At 43.6% G+C, this 20923-nt stretch carries 21 protein-coding genes; 9 read left to right on the top strand and 12 right to left on the bottom strand.

Translation table 11 applies throughout. The features are described 5' to 3' along the window. Positions 1–692 precede the first annotated feature (692 nt). The 6 genes from rpmH (at position 693) to ACWPW6_RS18650 (ending at position 5911) form a co-directional block, all read left to right on the top strand. Complete coding sequence (gene rpmH, locus ACWPW6_RS18675) at positions 693–836, top strand: 50S ribosomal protein L34 (RefSeq protein WP_004906236.1); 144 nt, start codon at positions 693–695, stop codon at positions 834–836. A gap of 21 nt (positions 837–857) precedes the next feature. After that, positions 858–1217 carry a ribonuclease P protein component gene (rnpA, locus tag ACWPW6_RS18670; protein WP_163863441.1) on the top strand — a complete coding sequence of 120 codons (360 nt, stop codon included), beginning with the start codon at positions 858–860 and terminating at the stop codon, positions 1215–1217. After that, on the top strand, positions 1181–1441 hold the full coding sequence (gene yidD / locus ACWPW6_RS18665) for a membrane protein insertion efficiency factor YidD (protein WP_014657163.1): 261 nt from the start codon (positions 1181–1183) through the stop codon (positions 1439–1441). Before rnpA ends, yidD begins: the two co-directional genes overlap by 37 nt. Positions 1442–1443: 2 nt before the next feature. Further along, positions 1444–3093, top strand: a complete 1650-nt coding sequence (yidC, locus tag ACWPW6_RS18660) for a membrane protein insertase YidC (RefSeq protein ID WP_154623503.1) — start codon at positions 1444–1446, stop codon at positions 3091–3093. 99 nt (positions 3094–3192) lie between these two features. Continuing rightward, positions 3193–4557 (top strand): tRNA uridine-5-carboxymethylaminomethyl(34) synthesis GTPase MnmE, encoded by a 1365-nt coding sequence (mnmE, locus tag ACWPW6_RS18655; protein WP_154623504.1) that lies wholly within the window; start codon positions 3193–3195, stop codon positions 4555–4557. A 196-nt stretch (positions 4558–4753) separates the two neighbouring features. Further along, positions 4754–5911 (top strand): site-specific integrase, encoded by a 1158-nt coding sequence (locus tag ACWPW6_RS18650; RefSeq protein ID WP_000868608.1) that lies wholly within the window; start codon positions 4754–4756, stop codon positions 5909–5911. 30 nt (positions 5912–5941) lie between these two features. Here the strand turns inward: ACWPW6_RS18650 and ACWPW6_RS18645 are convergent, their stop codons facing one another. The 6 genes from ACWPW6_RS18645 to ACWPW6_RS18620 all read right to left on the bottom strand — a co-directional run bounded on the left by ACWPW6_RS18645 (position 5942) and on the right by ACWPW6_RS18620 (position 11949). Next, on the bottom strand, positions 5942–6268 hold the full coding sequence (locus ACWPW6_RS18645; RefSeq protein WP_001158411.1) for a helix-turn-helix domain-containing protein: 327 nt from the start codon (positions 6266–6268) through the stop codon (positions 5942–5944). Positions 6269–6627: 359 nt separating this feature from the next. Beyond that, positions 6628–7425, bottom strand: a complete 798-nt coding sequence (locus tag ACWPW6_RS18640) for a replication protein RepA (protein ID WP_257759956.1) — start codon at positions 7423–7425, stop codon at positions 6628–6630. A 142-nt stretch (positions 7426–7567) separates the two neighbouring features. Further along, positions 7568–7795 carry a helix-turn-helix transcriptional regulator gene (locus tag ACWPW6_RS18635; protein ID WP_223805430.1) on the bottom strand — a complete coding sequence of 76 codons (228 nt, stop codon included), beginning with the start codon at positions 7793–7795 and terminating at the stop codon, positions 7568–7570. A 150-nt stretch (positions 7796–7945) separates the two neighbouring features. Then, entirely contained in the window at positions 7946–10705 is a 2760-nt protein-coding gene (gene traN / locus ACWPW6_RS18630) for a conjugal transfer mating pair stabilization protein TraN (protein WP_000106055.1), read from the bottom strand. Positions 10706–10801: 96 nt separating this feature from the next. Further along, positions 10802–11335 carry a FlhC family transcriptional regulator gene (locus ACWPW6_RS18625; RefSeq protein WP_032471366.1) on the bottom strand — a complete coding sequence of 178 codons (534 nt, stop codon included), beginning with the start codon at positions 11333–11335 and terminating at the stop codon, positions 10802–10804. Positions 11336–11337: 2 nt separating this feature from the next. After that, positions 11338–11949, bottom strand: coding sequence for a hypothetical protein (locus ACWPW6_RS18620; protein ID WP_000271073.1), 612 nt, complete (start codon positions 11947–11949; stop codon positions 11338–11340). A 179-nt stretch (positions 11950–12128) separates the two neighbouring features. Between ACWPW6_RS18620 and ACWPW6_RS18615 the strand changes: the two genes are divergently transcribed. Further along, positions 12129–12419: a hypothetical protein gene (locus ACWPW6_RS18615; RefSeq protein ID WP_000709417.1), complete on the top strand. Its 291-nt coding sequence runs from the start codon at positions 12129–12131 to the stop codon at positions 12417–12419. Positions 12420–12438: 19 nt separating this feature from the next. On the opposite strand, the gene ACWPW6_RS18610 is transcribed toward ACWPW6_RS18615, so the two are convergent. The 3 genes from ACWPW6_RS18610 to ACWPW6_RS18600 are packed head-to-tail and all read right to left on the bottom strand — an operon-like array spanning position 12439 to position 17423. Further along, entirely contained in the window at positions 12439–12693 is a 255-nt protein-coding gene (locus ACWPW6_RS18610; RefSeq protein ID WP_000091004.1) for a hypothetical protein, read from the bottom strand. Further along, complete coding sequence (locus ACWPW6_RS18605; protein WP_000347733.1) at positions 12693–16097, bottom strand: conjugal transfer protein TraG N-terminal domain-containing protein; 3405 nt, start codon at positions 16095–16097, stop codon at positions 12693–12695. The genes ACWPW6_RS18610 and ACWPW6_RS18605 overlap by 1 nt, the downstream gene beginning before the upstream one ends. Before the next feature lie 3 nt (positions 16098–16100). Then, positions 16101–17423: a conjugal transfer protein TraH gene (locus tag ACWPW6_RS18600; protein WP_226343065.1), complete on the bottom strand. Its 1323-nt coding sequence runs from the start codon at positions 17421–17423 to the stop codon at positions 16101–16103. 345 nt (positions 17424–17768) lie between these two features. Here ACWPW6_RS18600 and ACWPW6_RS18595 point away from each other — a divergent pair, with 345 nt between their 5' ends. Continuing rightward, entirely contained in the window at positions 17769–18626 is an 858-nt protein-coding gene (locus ACWPW6_RS18595) for a hypothetical protein (protein ID WP_000783472.1), read from the top strand. Beyond that, positions 18623–19018 (top strand): hypothetical protein, encoded by a 396-nt coding sequence (locus tag ACWPW6_RS18590; RefSeq protein WP_000060801.1) that lies wholly within the window; start codon positions 18623–18625, stop codon positions 19016–19018. The genes ACWPW6_RS18595 and ACWPW6_RS18590 overlap by 4 nt, the downstream gene beginning before the upstream one ends. Before the next feature lie 414 nt (positions 19019–19432). On the opposite strand, the gene ACWPW6_RS18585 is transcribed toward ACWPW6_RS18590, so the two are convergent. From ACWPW6_RS18585 to ACWPW6_RS18575, 3 genes are all read right to left on the bottom strand, one after another. Further along, positions 19433–19702: a hypothetical protein gene (locus ACWPW6_RS18585; protein ID WP_000901447.1), complete on the bottom strand. Its 270-nt coding sequence runs from the start codon at positions 19700–19702 to the stop codon at positions 19433–19435. Between the two features lie 273 nt (positions 19703–19975). Continuing rightward, entirely contained in the window at positions 19976–20293 is a 318-nt protein-coding gene (locus ACWPW6_RS18580; RefSeq protein ID WP_000273953.1) for a hypothetical protein, read from the bottom strand. Positions 20294–20645: 352 nt separating this feature from the next. Further along, positions 20646–20873, bottom strand: a complete 228-nt coding sequence (locus tag ACWPW6_RS18575; RefSeq protein WP_249999550.1) for a hypothetical protein — start codon at positions 20871–20873, stop codon at positions 20646–20648. Positions 20874–20923: the final 50 nt, after the last annotated feature.

Genomic DNA, 20923 nt, shown 5'->3' with positions numbered 1-20923 from the left:
GGTGGACTCCCCTAAACAAGATCAATGAAACAAAAGAAGTACAGATTAAGCAAAGAATTTTTACTGGCGCTTTATACAAGTCCCAGCGAAGCTCATGTGATTCATTTTTACTCAACGTATTTTCCCGATCTTCAGATCGGAAATGTGACCGGAGATCATACCGTAAAATTGGCAAGAGATCTTCATTCTTTTACACAGTTTTTATGCTTTTTATCCACAGGTAAATGTGGTAAGACAATGCGGTTATAGGAGTAACGCGCACTTTGATCTCGATCCGCGACATTTTTTCCACAAAGCTGGGGATAACTTTAGACGATTTATGGAAAATATTCTCTAAGGATCAAAAAATATTTTTAGATCGCTCGATGATCCTTGCGCTTTGAGGTGGAGTCCGTATAATCTCCCACCCTGTATAGCGCATTGAAGTTGTTTTCATAATGAACTAATTTAAAGTAAATTATGGGCTTTAAGCTTCATTCGCTGTTGCAGCATATGTCAGCAAACCTGTCAGCCAGGCTATAAATAAAAGTGGTTTGATTGCGTCATTTCATTGACGTGACCCCCTATGTTTTATTACAATCCTGCCTCTTTCTATATTGTTGCGATAGAGGCACAGGTGTAAATCAGTTTCCACTGGTTGCCAACGCGTTTACTGAATCAGTAATAAATTTTAAAGTTAGGTAGAAATCGTTATGAAACGCACTTTTCAACCGTCCGTACTGAAACGCAACCGTTCACACGGTTTCCGTGCTCGTATGGCCACTAAAAATGGTCGTCAGGTTCTGGCTCGCCGTCGTGCTAAAGGCCGCGCTCGTCTGACCGTTTCATCTAAGTAATAAAGCTAGCCCTCTATTCCAGTGGTTAAGCTCGCTTTTACCCGGGAGTTACGTTTGCTAACTCCCAGGCATTTCGATAATGTCTTTAAGCAGCCGCAGAGGGCGAGTTCCCCAGAGATAACAATCCTTGGTCGCCTAAACGAGCTGGGGCATCCCCGCATCGGTCTTACCATCGCTAAAAAAAATGTTAAACGAGCTCATGAGCGAAATCGAATTAAACGATTAGCGCGTGAATATTTTCGTTTGCATCAACACGAGTTACCGCCAATGGATTTTGTGGTATTGGTAAGAAAAGGGGTTTCTAATCTCGATAATCAACAAATCACGGAAGCATTGGGTAAATTATGGCGTCGACACTGTCGCTTGGCTCAAAACTCCTGATTGGCTTGATTAGGGGATACCAATTGGCAATTAGCCCGCTGTTAGGGCCACGTTGCCGTTTCAATCCAACTTGTTCAAATTATGGAATTGAGGCATTGCGCAGGTTTGGAATGTTAAAAGGTAGTTGGTTAACGGCGAAACGCGTATTAAAATGCCACCCTTTACACGCTGGTGGAGACGATCCTGTTCCGCCTAAAAAAAACGATGATAATAGAGAATTATAACGATGGATTCGCAACGCAATCTTCTACTCATCGCTTTGCTATTTGTTTCGTTCTTAGTATGGCAGGCCTGGGAGAGCGATAAAGCTGCTCAGGATATAAAAACTGTCCAAACGGCACAACGAACAGATATGCCAAGCAGTGATTCCCAAACTGTGACGAGCAGTGGGCAAGGTAAGCTGATCACAGTGAAAACAGATGTGTTAGATTTACGCATCAATACTCGTGGTGGTGATATCGATGAGGCTGACTTGTTAGCCTATCCTGCAACCCTTCATTCAGAAGACCCTTTCCGTCTATTGGAAACGGCGCCTGACTTTCTTTATCAGGCTCAAAGTGGTCTGATTGGCCAACACGGTCCAGACAACCCAGCGAATAATAATGGTCAACGTCCTGTGTATACCACGGCTGAATCAAGCTTCGTATTACAAGATGGCCAAAATGAGCTGCGTGTGCCAATGACATTCACCGATAAAGACGGTGTGGTTTATCAAAAAACCTATGTCTTGAAACGCGGCCAGTATACTGTTGATGTTGAATACAATATTCAAAACCCAACAGCACAACCTTTAAATCTCGCCTTCTTTGGTCAATTGAAACAAACAATTCAATTACCAAAAGAACGTGATACAGGTAGTAGCAACTTCGCCTTACATACTTATCGCGGTGCTGCTTATTCTTCAGATGAAACTAACTATAAAAAATATAGCTTTAGTGATATTGAAGATAAAAACCTGAATATCACAACGAAAGGTGGCTGGATAGCGATGTTGCAACAATATTTTGCAACCGCATGGATCCCTGCTAGCAACGAAAAAAGCACTTTCTATACCATTGACCTTGATAAACAGTCAGCCATCATTGGTTATAAGAGTGAGCCAATGACTATTGCGGCTAATGGTGCTGGAACTTATTCATCTACATTATGGGTTGGTCCTGAAATCCAATCAGAGATGGCTGAAGTTGCTCCTCACTTAGATTTAACTGTTGATTACGGTTGGTTATGGTTTATCTCTCAGCCACTGTTCAAGCTGTTGAAATTCATTCACGGTTTTGTCGGTAACTGGGGTATTGCTATCATCGTTATTACCTTTATCGTCCGTGGTATCATGTACCCGCTGACAAAAGCTCAGTACACATCAATGGCGAAAATGCGTTTACTGCAACCAAAACTGGCTGCGATGCGTGAGCGTATTGGTGATGATAAACAGCGTATGAGCCAAGAAATGATGGCGTTGTATAAGGCAGAAAAAGTAAACCCACTAGGTGGTTGTTTACCGCTACTTATCCAAATGCCAATCTTCCTTGCACTTTATTACATGTTGATGGGCTCTGTTGAGCTACGTCATGCCCCATTCTTTGGTTGGATTCAGGACTTGTCAGCACAAGACCCATACTACATCCTGCCAGTATTAATGGGTGTGACGATGTTCGTTATTCAGAAAATGTCGCCAACGGCGGTGACAGACCCAATGCAGCAGAAGATTATGACCTATATGCCGGTCGTATTCACTATCTTCTTCCTGTGGTTCCCATCAGGTCTGGTACTGTACTATATCGTGAGTAACTTAGTGACCATCATCCAGCAACAGATTATTTATCGTGGTCTGGAAAAACGTGGTCTACATAGTCGCGATAAAAAAGAGAAAAAATAATCTCAATCTTAGGTGAGCCGAAAGGCCACTTAAGGATATAGTATTAAGGCGGCCATTACGGACCGCCTTAATTTTTTATAGCTATGACAGAGAAACATCATGCAAACCAACGATACGATTGTTGCCCAAGCAACGCCTCCAGGTCGTGGTGGAGTCGGTATTTTACGAGTATCAGGCCCGAAAGCGGCTTTTGTTGCTCAAACGGTATTGGGTAAACTGCCAAAACCACGTTATGCGGATTATTTACCTTTCCGAGACGTTAATGACAGCGTACTTGATCAAGGTATTGCTATCTTCTTTCCTGGCCCAAATTCATTTACAGGGGAAGATGTTTTAGAACTGCAAGGGCATGGTGGCCCTGTCATTCTAGATTTATTACTGAAACGGATTCTTACGATTGAAGGCGTTCGTATTGCCAATCCGGGTGAATTTTCTGAACGCGCCTTTTTGAACGATAAGCTAGATTTAGCGCAAGCAGAAGCGATTGCAGACCTTATTGATGCAAGTTCAGAACAAGCTGCTCGTTCGGCAATGAACTCTTTACAAGGCGCGTTTTCTGCTCAAATTCATCAAATGGTTGAAGCACTAACGACTCTGCGTATCTATGTAGAAGCGGCTATCGATTTCCCCGATGAAGAAATTGATTTTCTCTCTGACGGAAAAATTGAAGCGAAGTTGAATGAGGTGATTGCCGATTTAGCCCGAGTTCGCTCTGAAGCACGCCAAGGGAGTTTACTGCGTGAAGGAATGAAAGTGGTTATTGCTGGGCGTCCTAATGCAGGTAAATCGAGTCTGTTAAATGCATTAGCAGGGCGTGAAGCTGCCATCGTTACGGATATTGCGGGTACCACACGAGACGTATTACGTGAACATATTCATATTGACGGCATGCCGCTACATATTATTGATACAGCCGGTTTACGTGAGGCAAGTGATGAAGTAGAGCGCATTGGTATTGAGCGTGCCTGGGCAGAGATCGAACAAGCTGACCGTGTTCTTTTTATGCTTGATAGCACCACGACAGATGCGACAGAACCACAAGCTATCTGGCCTGAGTTTATGGCGCGTTTACCTGAAACTTTACCCGTAACGGTCATCCGTAATAAAGCCGATAAAACGGGTGAGAAAATAGAATTTGTAGGGGATGTGCGTTACCCATTGATTCGTTTATCGGCGCGTGAAGAACTGGGTATAGATTTGCTGCGCGATCATCTCAAAGAAACCATGGGTTTTAATAGTAACACGGAGGGGGGGTTTTTGGCTCGCCGCCGCCATTTACAGGCATTAGATGCTGCTGCTGTGCATTTAGCTCAGGGGCATGAGCAATTGGTCGTTGCCCGTTCAGGAGAACTATTAGCCGAAGAATTACGTTTAGCGCAACAAGAGCTCAGTGAAATCACGGGGGAATTCACATCAGATGATTTGCTCGGCCGCATTTTCTCAAGTTTCTGTATTGGGAAGTGAAGTTATAGACTTGAAAGAAAAAGAAGTCAAAAGACACCAAAAGAAAACAAACTAAAATATTGATTTTGAACACAAAAAAAATAAATCTAACGATGTTTTTTAGTTTTCTTTTTACTTCTCCTGTGTTCTTTTGGTCATATATTGCCCTGTGTGTTCCCCAGCCATATAATCGTGGGGAACACGGGGAAAACCATCAATGAAAGTATCTATCGAAAAGCGACAGCCAGACCGCGAAGGAAAACGCTCTTTGCGCTTGGTATATTACTACGGTTCCAACGTTGAAGACGGGCAACGTAAACTGAAACGTTCACACGAGCCACTAGACATCTTCATCTATGACAAACCGCGCTCTCCAGCAGAGCGAGAGCACAATAAAGAAGCTTTAAGGATCGCTGAAGCTGTGCGATCTAAGAGACTGCTTGAAAGCGAGACATCAAAGCATAAGCTGGAGGATCGAACTAAACTCTCTGCCAGTTTCTTCGATTATTACGATTCAGTTACCGATAGCAAAGCTTCTGGCAGTAAATCCAATTATTCAATTTGGGTCTCAGCCGGACATCATCTGAGACGCTACCATGGGCGAGCAGAACTCACATTCGAAGATATTGATAGAGCCTTTCTTGAGGGTTTTAAAACTTATCTTTTGAAAAGTGCAACGACGAAATCTGATCAACTGCTGTCAAGAAATACAGTAAGCAGTTACTTCAATAAAATAAGGGCGGCCCTGAATCAGGCATACCAAGAGGGGATTATCAGAGATAACCCTGTTCGGACGGTGAAAAGCGTTAAACCAGAAACAAACCAAAGGGTTTATCTGACTCTGGAAGAGATAAAAGCTATGGCAAAAGCTGAATGTCGCTATGACGTGCTTAAACGAGCCTTTCTGTTTAGCTGCACAACAGGACTGCGCTGGTCTGACATACAGAAGCTAGTTTGGTCAGAAGTGGAAGAATTTGAGCAAGGCCATTTTCGAATCATTTTTAAGCAGAAAAAAATCCAGAATAGAGGAACGGCACTTCAATACCTCGACTTACCAGATTCAGCGGTAAGGTTGATGGGAGAGCGCAAGGATAACGATGAACGCGTGTTTAAAGCATTGCGATACAGCAGCTATACCAACGTAGCGCTACTTCATTGGGCAATGCTTGCTGGAATAACCAAGCATGTAACTTTCCATGCCGGTCGCCACTCGTTTGCAGTTAACCAGCTTGCGCGGGGCTTAGATATTTATTCATTATCACGCTTGCTGGGCCACAGTGAACTGAAAACAACTGAGATTTATGCTGATATCTTAGATCAAAGAAGAAGGGACGCAATGCGGAGCTTTCCTGATATTTTTGCCGACAGTCTTTAAAACAGAACAATAGACATAGGGCCAAAAAAATTAATTTCTTTGGCCCCTGATTATTCTCGAACTCACTTCCTTTGAAATTTCTGTGTTTGTCTTGACCCGGTTGGACTGTAGCCAATCGATCACTTCTTCCCGCTTAAAATAAATCCGACAACCATTTGGTTTGTAAAACGGAATAACATTTTGACTGGTTAACTTGTATAAATGACCTTTTGACAACCCTGTCAGCTCAGCACAGTCATCAATGTTCAGCATTACCTTTTCCAAATTAACTTTGTCTGCTCCTGACGATCTAGCGAGCATGTTTTTTATCTCAGCCAGTTCTTTCAAAACACTATTAAGCAACTCTGTCTCTTGCATAGTCATATCTACTGAAACCCATAAATAATCGACTGGTTTAGTCTACCAACACAGGTTTCAGATCCTCGGCTCTGGATCTGCCCTTTTAGGGCGCGAACAAAGTTATTAACACCTGAACATGGTTCAACTATAGGTATCTTTATAGGATTTTTTAAAGGCAATACCTATAGGTTTAGGGGGGGGGGGTAATTATGCGTGGCAAGGGGGGGGATTATGCGCAGATCGTCAGTAGTCAGGGGGGTAATTATGCGTAAAAAGGGGGGCGATTATGCGTGGATAAAATCCAAAACCAACAGGGTTTTCCACAACTTTGCAAAGCAATAACATAAAAAAAACCGGCACATGGGCCGGTTATTAATTTAATTACGGTATGGAATCGGTGGGGGGCTGGACATCATCAAAATTCCGCCAGTCACTCTCTTAACTTTTGCATCCGGGTAAACAGAAAGAACTCTCTTTAAAGCAGGAAGGAATACCTTTTTAAAATTCCTGTCAGCGTCGTCTCCGGTGTATTCTTGACCAAACTGCTCACGTAAATTACGCCAGTACAATACAACAGGCCTACCACTAATTCGATGTAAACGATCCGCAAGCATGGCATAAATATCCATTGCCAGTGCACTGCTATTAAGCTGATTTAAAGCTCTTAAATCAAGCGGCACTGCATGTTCGCTTAACGTCGCGAAGTACTCCTGAGAAAATGTAATAACACCGGGCCATAAAGCACCTTGATTATCATTGTTACCAATCCAAGCCTCAAATTTTTGGATTGGCTTACCATCGTAAGTGATCGCTTTGTCAGCAGTACTAAAACCAAGCGTAATACTACAAGCAGACAACGCCATAACCTGTTTACGGAAGTTTGTATAGCTTCCGTTTTTCCCTCCTGATGAATCCTTGCCCAGTTGTTTAAGGAAGCCTCTAGCGCTACTGCCGACATCAATCTCCGGTGACTTAGAGCGTAAGGCCTGAGTGTTCAGATATGCCATTACCAAACGGGGCATTGGCCCATAGGGAACCGGCTGCTGAACAAACTGTTTTCCATCCCATATTTTACCCGCTCGAACGTAGAGACCAGCAGCACCGCAGCGCCTTTCAAACTCAACTCCATTTACTCTTGAACGAGGTAAACCGATCTGGCACATAATTGAGTGCATAAAAGTGAAATCATTGGGTGAGGGTGGATCTGAATTAATCCTTACAGAAGCATCTATTAATTCAGAATCAGCCCGACTCAAGACTTGTGATTTACCATTATGTTTTATTTCAATATCAGTCTGATACTGAGCAAGTAGTTGGCTAAATGGCTTCATTACTTACCCTGCGGGAATCAAGCCATACCTCCAACTGATCTAATCTGTATCTTAATGTTTTATCGCCACTGATCTTATATGGTTTGGGAAATGAGGGGTCGTTTGTGCGGATTCGCTGAAGCGTTGGCACAGATATTTTAAGTAAGGCTGTCACCTCATAGACAGAGATCATCTGCAGGTGACTGTAATCTTTTTCATTTAAAGTTTGCTGCATAAATTTCTCCAGCATCATCATTGATTTACTGGAGAAATTTTGAGGGTGAACCCCCGTAAACATGGCCTCTGTAAGTGCCCTATTTGGGCACCTTGAAGATTTATTCCAACACAAAAACTTTCACATGTGAAAGTTTCTCATTGATAAACATCAACCACCATTGCCATCCAAGTCAGGAAAGATTTCACGCGCTTTGTCGTTTCTAATTTTGTCCACATTAATCCCTTTCAGCCGCTCCATGATACGTTCTGAGGCGTCTTGTCGAGTACCATCAATATTAAAATCACTTCCAGCTCCCGTTAAAGCATCCAAGTTTAACGATGCGGGATCAGGAAGTTTTCCATTTTGCTGAAGTATCCCCAACCATTCGTCTAGGTTGACCTTACTCCAATCAATATCTGCTATTCGATCCAATGGAATTCCGCCGCATTGAGGTGCGCGCACATCACCAAAGTTAAGACCCAATTGTGGCCGAACTTGCTCCTGGATAATTCTGGATAGTGGCGAGTTGAAACAGCAATAGGACTCTCTCTCCTCCACACATGCTCCCAGCACTTTGGACTTGCAGTAAGATCCAACGTATGTGCAGCTATTCAGTGCTCGTTTAGCATTCATAGTGAATTCCTTTTCCTCACACTTCCAAATCATTTGGATCATGACCATCGACACTACATAGACAGTGTAAACAGTCATAACGGTGCTTAGCATGGCGGCACCTTGTTGGCCGAGGATTTGTTCAGTCATTGATTCAGGAGCCCCGGCAGGTACGCCTGCGGCCCCCGTCGCAGAAGCATTCCCTAGAGCTTCAGAAGTCAGCTTGGTAATTTGCTCCTTTAATGCGCCAATAGTATCTTGGGCAAACTGTTGAACAGGCTGGAGAAAACTATCAACCGCTCCACTAATATTTTCTATATAACTTGCAAAAGGCTGTGTTATTTCGGTCCAGCCAGACATTACGGGGTCTCTTAATACTTGGTATGCTCCTTTCACGGCACTGCCATCAGAGAGTCCCATAACGGCACCGTCTAGCTTAGGCACGGCCATAATCAAATTGAGATAATCAGCAAACGAAATATTCGTCGGCTTTTCACAACAATCTGAGACACCACCCACAGCAATCTTGCATTCCCCAGCCTCACCGGCAAAAGCTGAACACATCACATTTTCTTCACCAGTGGGGTTATCATCATCATTTTGACCAGTACAACTCATATCCTGAGTCATGAACTGAGCTGCATTCAACAATGCAGATGCACGAGCGAAATCAGTGCTTTGTGACTTTGTTATATCGAGACAATCATCCCCCATACACCTAATGGGTCCACCACATTGATACGTCGTTTCTTTCTCTAAAGTAGGTATTGATATGTCCGTTCCGCAGTCGTAGGTATCTTTAAACACATAACACTTACCCGAGGAACCCTCTGCTCCATCAATACATTCAGAACTAATAAATCCACACTGAGGATTATCCTCGTACATCTGGCAACTGTTTAGATTTCCACCAGTATTTACAGGGCAGTGTGTTTCACCTTGAGGATCTGTCCAGCAGTCCATTTGCCCCTTATAAAAGTCATAGTCGGCTTTAACTCGAACCTTTTTGCACAGCTTTGGAATGCCAGGGAAAGGTGACGGTTTCAGTTGGGATTCGCAAACTTTGATCCCGTTGATGACTGTGCAGCCTGTAGCATCAGTCGGGTCATCTATACAAGTGATCTCGCCTTCCGCAAAACCATCTACAACCCCTTTGGCTGAATCCATGCAGCTCTGTGGAGCCCACTCATCCTTGGTAATGGCTTTTGATGGGTCATAGTGTAGCTTTATGCGGCCAAAACCCTCACCTGCGCCAGTTACTGAAACGCGGATCTTAAACGTAACAACATCACCATCTTTCACATTCTTGAAATAGGGAGTGACATCAACATTAGGGTTTCGCTCCCAACTTGTTGACAATTCACATCGGCCAGCCGTTTCTGGAGGGAAATTGCCGTCAGGGCCGGACCATACTTTAGTTTCCTGACCTGATTTACCAACCCAAACTTGCATGTAGTCATCCCACTTGGCGTACTCAAGCGTTGCAGACACTATGGCGTCTGGATTACTGACTTGGACCCGCGTGTATTCCTCATAAATCGAACAGTTGCCACTCCAGTAGTCGTTACCCACTCGGCCAATCCACAACTCAGTACAGCCATCTCCACAAGATTTGAGGTTATATGGACCATCATAGTGCTTCACAACTGAGGCGTCGTAGTCATGGACAACCTCACAGTCCGCGCTTTGATCTACAACACGCTGACACCGTTCATACTCTGGAATGTGGGCGTTGATAGTATTCTGATTAATGGTTGTTTCGGCAGAACAATCCCCAAAGCCACCTGCGATGAGGTCCATATCCTCATAGGTCTTTTTGCTTAGATTTAATACCGGGTCATTACTGAAATCAGGGCGTGAGCGATTGGCCGCATCCATGAGAACTTGATATGCAGAACCTGATATTGAGGGATTGGAGCTGTTGGCGTCTTGGAATAAATTGGCTTTTGCCTCATTACCAAACTGATCCATAGCATCAGCATCACTAAATATCTGTTCTAGCTCCTCTGGAGATGCTGCATCAGGGAAATACTCTGCGGTATTTTGACCAGGTTGAACTCCAGGAAACAGTTCATTTATGTTTATGGATGTTGATTGACCATTACCGACTGGTAGAGAAATTTTACCATCTTGAATCTGAGCAGAGTTTTGCTTAACTCCGTTCGCAATAGATAAACCAAATTGTTTGGCATCACGACCAACAGCTCCGATGTTAGGTTCCTGATTACCAGCATAAGAATGTATCGGAAGAACTGAGATGGTTAAACATAGGAGCGAGGCAACAAACCTCGTCATGATGGGCGGCATAGTGGACATAGCATTTCTCCAGCTTTTTAGTTTGGATAATGCTATGTCGCTCTCTCATAAAAATTAGCATCGCTATTTGCCCTTTTGCGGCATACGCGGATGTATTCAGGCAGCTTTTGAGACCCGGCAGAATGGGCATTCAACACATGTTCGCTGATTAATTGACGTAAAAAAAGTGCATTGGCATTGCTCGCAATGCTCTATCATTGCCTCTCCATTGCGCAGTTCAGAGGCAAGACACCAGGCATCTGTAATGTCGAAGGGCTCCCATTTTCCTCCCTTCATACCTGGTACTTCTTTACGGATAGCGTGATACATCCTAAACGCTTTATTCAGAGCGCTAATATCTACAGAACGCTTAACCTTTTCCCCTCCAAGATTTGAATAGAGCTGCATTAAAAGCGATGCTTGAATTTTAGATGTCTGACTGTGGATCAGCGTCGCTCCACCACGGAATGTCCTGGATTTCTTATCCTTCACATCATATCTGCAATATTCAAGCTCAGCGTACAGCCTGCGAACTTGCTTATAAGTCAAACCAGTCTCTAGGATAATTATCTTTGTGATATAACCCGCCAATGCCATGTGCCTTGCCTTTACCCAGCGAGATAACGAACCAGATGTAAAACATTCACTCATGATTATCTCCACACCAAAGATTGCTGAATCTTTTTTAATAAAATCGGCGTTGTATCGGCAAGAGCTGCTGATAAGAATTGATCGAGTACGCCAATATCAAATCTCAATGAAAATCTAATAACGACCCTATGCGATAACGACCTTAACTGGCTGTTTGAGGAGGCGGCGACTGAGGAAGCAAGACCAGAAGATACACCAAAACTTTGCATCGCCATGTCCAAGTTTCTACTAGCTAACTTATTAAGCAATAGCCAGTACGCTGCGTCAAAGTCGTCCACAACATTTTTAAGGCATATGACAGAATCGTAGCTACCGGCAAGAGTATCGATCACTTCCATTTGATCTGTTTCAAGTTTAAAGCTAAGAAGAACTCCACTCGCTAATTGTGAAAGATAACTGTCAGGAGTTGACGCCAATTTATTAACAAGATCTTCTGGAAGAGAAAAATGATTGCTAACCTGGGATGGCGCATTGGCTGATAAAAGCTTCAGTAGTGTCCACAGAGTCAAATCAAACTCAAAAATATCTTGGTCTGGCTTCTCTTCACTCAATTGAACGGCAAACTTGTCAAAGCTACCAATAACATCACGTTCTAACGGCTCTAAGGCATACATCAGTAGTCCTCCTTACTTTATTCACTGATTAACTTTGTCATCAATCATAAATACCATGACTTTTTGATAATGCAACGCCAAATACTGTATTTTTTTACAGTATCATTTTATGGTGCTATGAAGATTTGCATTTCTGAACGATAATCTATAATCGGTTACATATTAATCAGGAGGCGTAAATGAAAAAGGCGCTATTCTCTTTGTTTTTAATCGTAAGTTTGTTCTATTCGTACAAACTTCTTGCCCTATGGTCGCTCATATTTTTTGTAGTCGGAGTTTCTCTGCTGGCATCTTTAAAGATTGGTAAAAGAGCCAATCTAATCAGTAGTTCCGGGAGTAAAACGAACACATTATCTGGGCGAGATCTGTTTGCAGACGTCACATACAACCCTGCCACAGGATCTCCAATGGTAAGTGACGTAGATGTATCCGGAAGCTTCTATGGATTGAATAAAAACAAAGGCTCCTGAGAGCCTTTGTTTCTATTAATTATAGACTTAACGTTAACTGCCTATCTTTATATCTTAATAACGGATACCGTTGAGGCGACGAAAAAAAACCTATCAAAATGTGTTTATTAAGTTCCGGATGCTCTCTGATTACATTGTTCAACACCGAACCATCGACGATAAATTTTTTATTTCCACAGGAGATTGGCTTTTCGTTTAGCCATCTCCCTTCCCCCAGTAATATCATCACTTTAAGCTCTTTAATGGCGCGTCTATATTCAGCTCGTCTGCTCATTAACGGCCTCCTTTGGCTACAGATAAGTATCTTGAAACAGGCGCTAAATATCCGCCCGCTTGGTCTTTACCTGCCCCCGCAGAACTTTCAATAATCGCAGCCATTTTATCTGCCAATGCGTTATCACCAACCTCTTCTCTGAGATTTTCTCTTAGTTCTCCAGAGCGCGATGAATCGCCGCCCATCAACGATGCAGCAAACAATTCTGCTCCTGCCTGACTATTCAAACCATAATCATATCTTGCAGTATCCATTGCTATCTGCCTGAATTCGTCACCATATTGCTGAACAAACTCAGCAGCCTTTCCAGCTCCAGCCTCGCTTGCACTTGCTAATGCAGAAGCAAAAAACATCCCTCTTTCTCTAACAGACATTCCCTGTGCTGCCTCTGAAAGATCTGACTTACCGGTTAACCATTCTTTACCGGCTTCAAATCCACTGATCCCCACACCAATGATATCCCTACCCAGATTTGCAGCACCTACAGCCAGGAAGCCTCCAAGACCATACTCTTGCTTGACGTAATCGTCCCCTTTCTTTGTGTCCTCAATAAACTGATCTCGTTGTTCCGGAGTCATCTGGGCTAACTTAGACATCGATTGCCCAAAACTCTCTGCGAACCCTTCTTTGGCGGCTCCTGCGCCACCCACAACTTGCTGTACAAAACGACCTGCGCCCTCAGCACCTGCAAACAAAGCACTGGATGTTGACGGGGCCAAATCGGATGCCATGATCTGTGCTCTTAACGCAGGCAAGCGGTCATTAAGATATTCATTTCTGCTTGTCCCATAACTCTGCTCAAGTTGCTGGATACCCTTTTCATGAGCGTCACGAACAGAATTTTCAGATCCAATACTGCCTGATTCAGCTAAAAGCTTTTGTTCATTGCTCATTCTTTCCGGTGCCGAAAGTGCGCTCGAATTTTCAACTGGCGAGACATAGCGCGGAGCATCCTTTACCAACATTGCACTTTGACCAGGTTGATTAAAGTCAATACCACTGTTGCCACCAGTGGCCTTTGCTATTGCACTGGCTGCAATTGCTTGTTCAGATGGAGAGTTGGAATTGAGCATAGCAAACAACTGCCCTCCAACTATTGCCCTCTGGGAATCAATACCTAAATCTTGGTAATGCTGGGCTTTTCTTTGCGCAAAATCTCTTGTCTCTGGCGATGACTGTCTAACACCATCTGACAATGACTTACCGGCTGACCAGTTGTTCAGAACTTTGTCAGCTAACGCGCTAATATTATTGTTGCTAGTAGTCCCGATAGTTTGCTGAGCCTGAGATAACTCTTGGTAGGTTTGTTGCGAAGACAAAAGATCAGAACTGGATTGCATGAGCTGCTTTCTCTGCTCTTCACCTAAACTCTGGGTAAAACGTTGACCTTTATCAGTAGACACTTGCCGTGCCAAATCACTCGTTAATGCTGAACTGTCATCTTTTGTAAAACCGAGTCCGCGAGATAAAGAGTCAATATCAGAACTAAGCTGCTGTCTACTATCCTGACTCTGCGATTGCGCAGATACATCTAAACTACCGTTCATAGATACCGGATTAGCGGCATTTACAGCGGCACCAACCGGTCCTGTAAAAGCAGCAGCAAGTTTTCCGGCATCCACTCCAGCGCTAGCACGCATAGCAATAGCTCCTGCCACAGCATCCGTGTGAGAAGCATTTATCCCACGATCAGTAACGTAGTTCTGCGCCGCGGACAAAATACTTTTAGCCTGAGTTGAATCGGACGCTCTCAGGGTTTGTCCTAATGATTGTAGTTGTGAATAAGTCTGTTCTGAACCATGTCCAGAAAACACACTATTACTTAATTGGCTAGCAAAGCCTTTCTGGGCCTGTGCAGTAGCAGCAGAACTACTGCTAAGGGCATTACTTACGGTACTTCCTAAGTTAATACTATCAACTAACGACTCACCTCCAGAGGTCATTGTTCCAGCAATTCGGGATTGATTAAATTGTGGTTGTTGGCTCAAAACAGAACCACGGTCCACTAAGTCTGGAGACATTAGTTTTTCATTGACTGTATCACTCGCACCCACTCGTTGGGCGAGACTATTGAAGGCATATACTGAGCCAGTTACTAACATCAACGATAGGACTGGCGTTGCTGCGGCCATCATTCCACCTATCCCTATCCAACGCTCAATTTCGGCCCCAGCATATGCAACGCCTTCAAATGAGGATAAGTTCCCTGTGGTATATTTTGCGAGCGCCTGCTGCCCCATTATGTAAATGAATAGATTGATTACCGACATAATTGGCAACCAAAGTTGTACCCATATAAGCATTTGAAGATACTTACCAACCAATAGCAAACCTTTAGAACCTAGCACCATCACAAATGCGGCTATGGGCGTAATCGCATAGGCAAACCCCTCTACCAAGGTCATAAGAGGTTGAATCGATTTTACAAACAAAGACTGTTCGGCTGCATATTGCGTATTTCGCTGAGACTCAGCTTGAGTGAGCATGATTTGTGCGTACGGATCATTCATATCACTGTAGTACTGAGCAAAGCCACGCTGTACGATAGGTTGCAGAAAATTGGCTTTTATAAAATCACCTGCGGCCACATTCGTAACCTGCAGGCGATACAAAGCGTCAGATGTAGCATTCAAAGCATCAGTGGTAGACAGCAAATAGCCAAGGGCTTGTTGCGAAAGGCCAGAATTGAATGCAGTTTCAAAGGATTGGCTCAACTGAATCCAGCCATCTGTACAACTGGGATCTGTCGGGCCTGATGGAGACAGGAACAATCGGGTCCCATATATTTGTGAATCAAATCTGAGAGCTGTACGCCAATTCTCTGTGTTGATTTGATCCTCATTTGACTCACCTAATGAAAATTTAATTGCTGTGCATTCCGATATGTAGTTAGTCAGGCTTTTCTTCATATCAACAGCACCGCCTCCTAGGGAATCATTCCAGACAGTCCATAGTGCTGACTCCATTTCGTGATTTCTGAGCTTTGATAATAGCTCTAAAGAATCCATGAACTTTGATTCAGTCACACTCGCGACAGGACTATATGCAACCTCAAATAATTTTGTGAGACCAAATCCAACGCTTGAGATTATAGAACCAGCGGCGGCTGGACCAACAGGTACGTTATCCACTACTCGCACTTGTCCGTTGTACGCGTCCTCAATAGTTACCGTAACGCCGGATCCAAAGGAAATGGCATACACGAGCCAACAAGCAAAAACTTGATGTAAATCCCAGGATTTAGCTCCCTGGAATAACGACTGAAATGAGATGACAAGAGCGCCAATTAAAAGGCCAATACTTACCATGCGTTCAAAATCACCGGTGCCAGTAGCCATCGCCACAGCAATCATTATTTGCTCTAGAAATGCGGCATCACCGACGGAATAAATACTAAAATCCATTAGTTACTCCTTTTTCCCTGATGCTTGGGCCGCAAGTAAAAGCCGCTGCTTCTTTGTGACATCAAGTAAGCTGTTGTAATACCCCATCAGATCACTTAGCTTCCCGTGTCTCACAATTAATTGGTCATACTCTTGTCTGACAACAGCCCGAGAAGCATCAAGTACATCAACAGCTTTTTGTTGATAGGCATTATCACTGTTAGCTAACGCAATAGTTGTTGCCCGGTATATCTCCTCAATAAACCTGTAGGTTATATCTAGCGCTATGATGGTCTGTGCTTGCTGAGCAAACTGCTCTGCTGTATCACTGGAAACAGCAGCAAGATTTCGGAAGAGTGAGCCAAAGCTACTGGGGAGATTTGATACAAAAGCTATCTCGGCAGAACTTAACGCCCCAACATTGTTTGCATATTTATAAATCAATCCAGGTGAAGAATCAGAACCAAGAAGTAAATCTGACATTTGATTGCCAATACCCCTGAGCTGAACACTCTTCAGCTCAGAACCAGCAGAAATACAGTTAACCGTATCACTGTCACATGAATAAACTTTAACAGAGCCACCTGAAATGAGATCTCCAAGGGTAATTCGATTCCCCGGTAAGGTGACGATGGGATTAGTACTGTTGTCTGCTCCAGCAAGATTTGGATCATTAATTAAATCACCAATGACAACGGCACCAGTTATAGACATCATGGCTTCAAGCAGGCTGTTATCCCCGTACAGGAACCATGAGCTTACACTATTCTTTTTGAGTTGCTTCCAGACAATATTACCTATCATCTCTTGGTAGGCCTGTTGCGAGTTGTCTTTCAGCGTCTTGATTGCCGTTTGTCCATCCGTTTCCTGCGTTGCAGAAAACATGTCTTCAAATAAGCCTTTGGTCGATGCTTTTGTACGAGTATCGTTCTTTAGTTTTGTGTCAAAAGCACTTAGTGAATCGTTAACAATACCCTGAGCTAACTGACAAGAATTGCCTAAATGCTGGTTCAAAGCCTGAACTTTCTTCTGAAAGTTTTCTATCCATTTGGCACCATCAGGAAAAACATTATCCAGAGCTAGTTGAAAAGCATAGCCCTTTGCATTTGCTGCCACAGCTCGCATCAGTTGAACAATCTGATCTGCATTCACAAACGATAAAGAACCACCGAATAGATCAACGCCACCACACCCAGCTTTCCAGGATGGAGGGACAAAGCTAACTAGGTTTTCATCAAAAATACGCGCTTTGGTGGTCACACGCCCACCCGCAATAACTCCACGGCGTTGTGTCTGATGAATACCCGGTCTGGTTGTATTACTCATTTCGTTGAATAGTCTATCCATCTCGGACTGAAGCCCTTCAGCCGAGGCATGAGTGGCGACGACAGAGAAGATGATTAAACAAGAGGCAGATAGTGTTCTAATGTAAGGGGGAGAGACTCTCATACTGTTGCTCCAATAGGTTTCGTGTCACCCGAAAGCCTACCGAGCAAATGAGTACAAACCGAACTGCCAAACTGTCCAATTTGGGCAGTCCAAATAAAACTTTCACATGTGAAAGTTAATCATTGAATAATGTCGGCAACTTTGTCACGTCCGTACAAACTTATGATTTTTAAAAAGTTTTACTTAACCCTTGTTGCATTTTCACAAACCAATGGCACTCTATTTCTAAAAGAGGAGCTTTAAATGAAAATGAATATGTCAACTTCCGTAAGTTCAGCTACAGCCTTGTTCGCCGCCATTATGCTCGCAGGCTGTGCTACAACCCCAAAATCCTATAATCCAGAGATGTCCAGAGCGCTAAACTTGGCAAGAGCTGGGGGTATTTATGACCAAGATCTGAGAGACTCAGAAGATGGGCGGAACTCATATAAACAGTCTCTATTGATGAAAGCGCTAAATGTCACAAGCTTGGCCTCATCGCTTGATGCTCCATTAAGAGGATTGAACGGTCAGCAAACTCTCATGTTTAACACTGCAAGCATTCTTACATCACCGGATAACCCATCCGCTAGGCCAAGTTTGATGGCATGGATGCCTGCATCAATGGCTAAATCCTCAGAAGATGCTTATAGCAACTATATAAACCTAATTGATAATGCCGTTGCGGTAGCCGCGAAATCTATGAACCTGGATTTAACTAAAATAGTGGAAAGTACAGCGCCTAAGATTGATGGAAACCCCTTAATTATGTGGGCAGTAATGGCTCCGCAATTTGGCTGTGATGGCTCAAACTGCGTAATTGCATACAACGTTACAATGCCGAATCCTTGGAAAACACCAGCCTTTGTGGGCAATGGTAATATTGATAGCTTTAATCTGGCCGCTAATAACACAACCAAATATTCTCGATTGATTTTCACCCAGGTCAGCGACGTGAAATCATTTCCAATGGACGATTTTTACAAAAGTACGAGCCGAGCGCTGCCGGAATGGGCAGTCATGTATTTCCCGCCCAGTAGTGTGTTCCAGGATGGCAAAGCTTTACCATATCCAGTTATCTATGAAAAAGGCCAGCAATTGCTATTTAGGAAGGCACAATGAGTCTGTGGCATGAAGAACTGGAACTGGCTTTGCTAAATCTGGAGGATTCAAAAGCCAGTTGTGATGTGATGACTTACGTGATCAGCAACATTCTAGCCAAATCAGACATTCCACATCAGTGCAGAGTAGGGTTTGTTGAAACAGTACATAGCAAGACACAAATCAATCCGCATTGCTGGATAGAGCTAAAGGATGGATGGGGTATAGATCTGACTTTACGCCGGTGGTTGGGTGACGAGGACCGATGGCCGTATGGAGTATTTAGGCTTTCAGACTATCCACAGGTTCAATTCTGGGGAACGCCCCTGTTTGCCCCGAAGCTAGACGATGAGGAAATTAACGCTATGTCCGATCATCTAATTGAGAAAGTAAAAATACCAGTTTGTTGCTGAATTATTCAGCATTGATAACAGGGCCGTTTAATACACATATATTTATTGATCAGAGCGGTTTTGATTGTGTTTGTTGTATAAATACAAACTTCCGAACGTCACAATGGTAAAAAATGCGAGCAAACTTAACATTGCAATAGTAAAGGCATCCACGGAACTGAACCTCTCTTGTAAAACCTTATATACTTAGAGTCTAACTAAACTAGCGAGATTTACCAGTGGCAAAAACACTAGACCAGATCTTGGAGCAGGAGAAGCCAGAAATTGTAGCCGAGGCCAGACGCAAGGCATCAGAGATACTCCACCTCTTGGATGAGCAAACGGCCAAGCAGGCTCATGAAACCGATTCAGTAGATTCCTATCACCATATGTAGCAAAGGGCCAGACAAGCTGGCCCTTTGCTTTTCTTAGTAATTACATCACTAAGTACGGTTCATCGTTGTCGCTTTCAGCTATCGTCAAGTCAATAGTGAAAGTGATATCGATTCGCTCAACAGTCCGATTACACTCACAAGCATACTCAACCTGCAGGCTTTTAAACATCGCTTCAGCTTCATCATGAGAAGTAGCTTCTACCGTTTCAACAGCCAACTCACCTTCTTTTTCAGTGTAGTTAACCCCACGATAATACACGCGGCCACACACATCGAATTGATGGATCTCTGTTTGATTTTGTCCCAACATATTAATTCTCCGAAAGTTTAATAGCCGGGACTTAGCCCAACCGGGCAAAGTACCCGGTTGGGTTATTTAATTAGGGATTAGGCTTCAGGCATGTTGCGTATAGTGAAGGACTCACAAACACCATGCCCGTAAAGCACCGCATTTCCCTGGGGATTTTGTTCCAAAAACTTGCGCGTGGCTTTGAGAGCTGCCCTATAACCAGCATCAGAAGGCTGATACTCTCGCGTTCGCTTTTTTTTGTTTACTAGAATCAGTCGATACATTAAATCTCCCTCAACTTTGAGCTGACAATAATTTCCTGGTGGAACCTATTACAGCGCGTTCTGCAACCAGCTCACCCTCAAGCGGAGCGCATTCGACAGCATCGGAGACACCAGGTTGATTGCTACCGGAGGCAGCTTTCAACCATTCACCACACAATGAACTGCTATTAATTACCAATGGACTGACGACCCGTACGGGCCGCGTTTTTCTCAATGATCGATATGCAAGAATCGAAGCCTTATTTAGTAATTTGGCGACAATGTTAGCCCCGAAAGCAATGACGCCCACGGTAACAATCATGATCAAAACGAACGTAGAAAAGTACATAAACACCTCCAATTAGATGGAATTGAAGGGGTTACACCGCAGAACCGGTGAACCCCGGTTGCGGGATAAATTGATAAAATGCTGTTTGTTTTTGGCGACCAGCTATCGCACATACTCAGCACGGGGCTGAAGTTAATTCAAATTTAACAGCTCAGTTCTGAATCGACACGCGCTGTATTGGCCCTTTTTGGGCACAATTAAACAATGCAGGAACTATTTTTATTATGCAGAAGCCCCCATTCCACCTGCTTTTTATCGTAATTACGATAATTATGATAATACGGTAATTACAAACGGTAATGCGGCGAACGGAAGGTCTGATTAAGGAATATGACATAGGCATAGATGGCTTTTAATCAGCAGAGCCGGTGTTTTTTGGGCGTGGAGGTTCTCCAGGACGGTTAAGTAATTCCCACAAGAGTCGGAACGCATAAAAATGATCCCGTAATGTCGTGGAACTCAATCCTTGATGCCTAGTGTAATACCGATGGATATGAGCTCTTCCGATTTGTGATGGTGCGTTGACCCCTTTTTCATTGGCAGCGATATCATTTAAAGCCGCAATTAGCCTTTTTACCATCGCTCGCCGAGCAGTCTTCCCTCCGTGCCGCACATAAACATGGCTTCTTT

The organism is Providencia sp. Marseille-Q8014, assembly GCF_965112055.1.
This window is presented reverse-complemented; position numbering and strand designations above follow the sequence as displayed.